This window comes from Coprococcus sp. ART55/1, assembly GCF_000210595.1.
GTDB lineage: Bacteria > Bacillota > Clostridia > Lachnospirales > Lachnospiraceae > Coprococcus > Coprococcus aceti.
This window is the reverse complement of the sequence record NC_021018.1, coordinates 830,488-833,496: the sequence shown is the minus strand read 5'-3', so window position 1 is coordinate 833,496 and position 3,009 is coordinate 830,488. Positions and strand designations below refer to the sequence as shown.

Annotated in this window: 1 protein-coding gene; it reads right to left on the bottom strand. The window is 46.4% G+C overall.

Annotated features, from left to right (window positions below; translation table 11 throughout):
• Positions 1 to 3,009: YodL domain-containing protein (locus tag CCU_RS03980; RefSeq protein WP_243440916.1), on the bottom strand; the 3,009-nt coding region annotated here is incomplete at both ends.

Genomic DNA, 3,009 nt, shown 5'->3' with positions numbered 1-3,009 from the left:
TGCTTCTGGTTGGCAGTAGGCATTAACTTTTCCATCTTGCCCTGTTCATAGAGCGTATCGAACCGGCTCATATAAAGGGAAATATCATCAAGACCGCCCTGTTTCAACTGATGTTCAAAACGCTGCTTCACAAAGTTTTTCACTTCCTCCGGTGACATATCCCGGTGGACTCTTACCTTGTCGATGCCGATGCTGTCACTCAATGTCTGCAAATCGTCCATGAAGTGCTTACTCTCCTTTGCTTCACTGCTGTGGGTAAAATCAAGGGACAGGACGTTTTCGTTATTCCTTACATGGATCACATCAAACTCAATGCCATGAACACTGACACCAAAGGTTGTCCTTGCCTTGTCATCGCTGTACTGTGCATCTTTCCCACGATAAGCCTGAAATGCTTCCATTGCTTCAGAAATGCTGTCAAAACGCTCCAGCTTGCTCCTTTCCGGGCTGTTCTCTGCCCATGTGCTTAAATCGGCAATGACATAGTAGGATACCTTGTCATTTTCAATCTCCATGTGCTTCTGAAGCTGTCTCGCTTCCATGATACGCTCAAGCTGTGCCCTTCCGTTTACCATGTAGGAACCGATGTTATTTTCCTTGTTAAACGGCATATTCGCCATTTCCCGCTCCGCTTCATATAAAACCGCAGCAGCTTCCTCATAGGTATCGTAATGCACTCCTGCAGGCGTGATATCCTTGATCTGGTTCTGCAAATGCAAAAGCCTGAAATCCCCGTCCGCATACGGATCGTCAATGGCAAAGTAATTCTGTTCCAAGTCAAGCGTACTGACCTCACGCCATTCGTTGTAATTGACGAGGAACACTTCATTTTCCCTGTCCGGTTCATCGTCTGCGTGTTCCTGTGCAATCTCCGAAAGAATCTCCACCGTTTCATCAATGACCGAAGTCTGTTCTTTTATATGCTCTTCCATAAGCTCCTTTGTAAACTCCGGCACCTCCCTGTAACCAAAGGAATCCACATAATGGCTTGTGTTCTCTCCGTTCTGATGAAGCACCACCACATCACTGACAGAAAGGGAATGTCCCCGAAAATCTGCCGGGCGATCTATATTAAAGCGGGTGTAAATATCTTCAAGGCTTGTGCCCTCCTCTAACGGTGCGGTATAAAGCAGATCATAATTCTCCTTTGTGACCGCAATGCCCTTGCTTTCAAGATAGTCCATTCCCATAAAGTGAATGTCCCTTGCTTCCTCTGTATCTTTGAGCTGATAAATGCCAAATCTGTCCTCACTGCCAAACAAAAGCTGTGCTTCCCTGTTGGCAGGGCTTTCCTCTAACTCCTGTTTCATACTCTGGTGTTCCAGATAGGCACTCCAATCGTCCTTTTCCACACCGAAAATGCCCTCATGTTCCTTTAATTCTTCCAAATCTTCAATAAGCGTTTCGGAACCGTCCTCATGGAGCTGATACACAGCCACATCTTCCCCCAAAAGCTCTGTTGCCTTATCCTTTGTTAAAGGCAGCATTTCATTCCAGCAATAACCATACTCGTGCATCTCGGAAAGACCTATCATGCCATCCGGAAGTGCATCAATCTCCGCTTGTGCATCTATGACGGTAAGCGCTTCATTGACAGGCTGATTTTCTATCATGTATGCAAGTTTCTCCGCCAATTCTCTTGTCTTTTCCATGTCATCGAGCTTGTAATTGTAATTCACAATCAGATTTCTCTCATCGTCCGTAAAGACCTTTGCCCCATGCTCCATGCGGTTGATAAGGTTCTCTACCTGCTGTATGGCAGATAATTCCGTTGATGCACTCACGCCTGTATCTGCATCATATGCAAAATCAAAAAACTGCGGTGCGTGTTCATTCAGTCCGGCACTGGAACTAATCAAAGTCATTTCTGCCCCATGTTCTTTCAGATACGCATTATATTCTCCGTCCCACTCACTCTCATTAAGAAGAGCCATATCATAAAGCAGCTTTCTGACTTCATCCGGGGACATATTTGTGATTTTGGAAATCTCCCATTCGCTTCCCATCGAACCGGAGAATTTTACCACTACATCTCCGGCGGCAATCGGCTCCATAGACTTATCATAGATTGCCTTTCGTTCTTTCATATCCACAAGCTCCTCTGTATCGATATTGTAGCGGACATCAAGGTGGTATTCTCCAAATTCTTTTGTATCTTCATTGGCAATCTCGGTAGTCCATGCCCCTTTGCTCTCCAGATATGCTTGAATACTCAGCTTATCGTCCTCACTCATGGCTGAAAGAACATCCATAAGCTCCTGTCTGTCCATGCCGACAACACTCACAAGGCTGTATTGTGTCAGATCATCATTCTGTATCAGAAGAATACTCTCCTTATTCTGTTCCTGCTCCACTGCCCTGTCCTTCTGTAACTCTGCTAACCTGTCCTCAATGCCTGTGATCAGCTCCGAAGCGGTCTTTCGTATGGTATCAAGGGAAGATTTCAGTTCTTTCATATCCCGGTCACTGCTCCATCCGGCGATATACCCAAAGGAATAATCCGAGGTATCAATGCCGAAGTGCTGGCACACCGTATAGGCAACACTCTCTGCTTCCACTTCCTTCGTGTTGCGGTCTTTGTCTAAAACCTTATCTATATCCTGATTCCGTTCCCTGTCATGGAGCTTTGCGTGCGCCACCTCATGGATAGCGGTTTTTACGGTCTGGCTCTGGCTCATGCCCTCCTGTATGGCAATCCGGTGGTCTGTGGTATGGAAATATCCCTTCGCATCCCCGTCTATATTTTCATAGGTAATGGGAACCGGGGAAACCTCCGTAAGTGCCTGCATAAAGTCCTCATAGTCCTCCACGCTTCCAGAAAGCCCATTTACCCCTATATCCGGCAGTTCCTTTCCGTCCGTTTGTGACACGTCAAAGACCGGAACCACACGAAAGGCGGGTATCTTAATCTCCACTTCCTCCGTAATGGGCATTCCGTTCTTGTCAAGCATGATCTCTCCCGTTACCGGATCAAGTTTCTCCTGTTCTTCCTTAATCTTGTATGGTGCC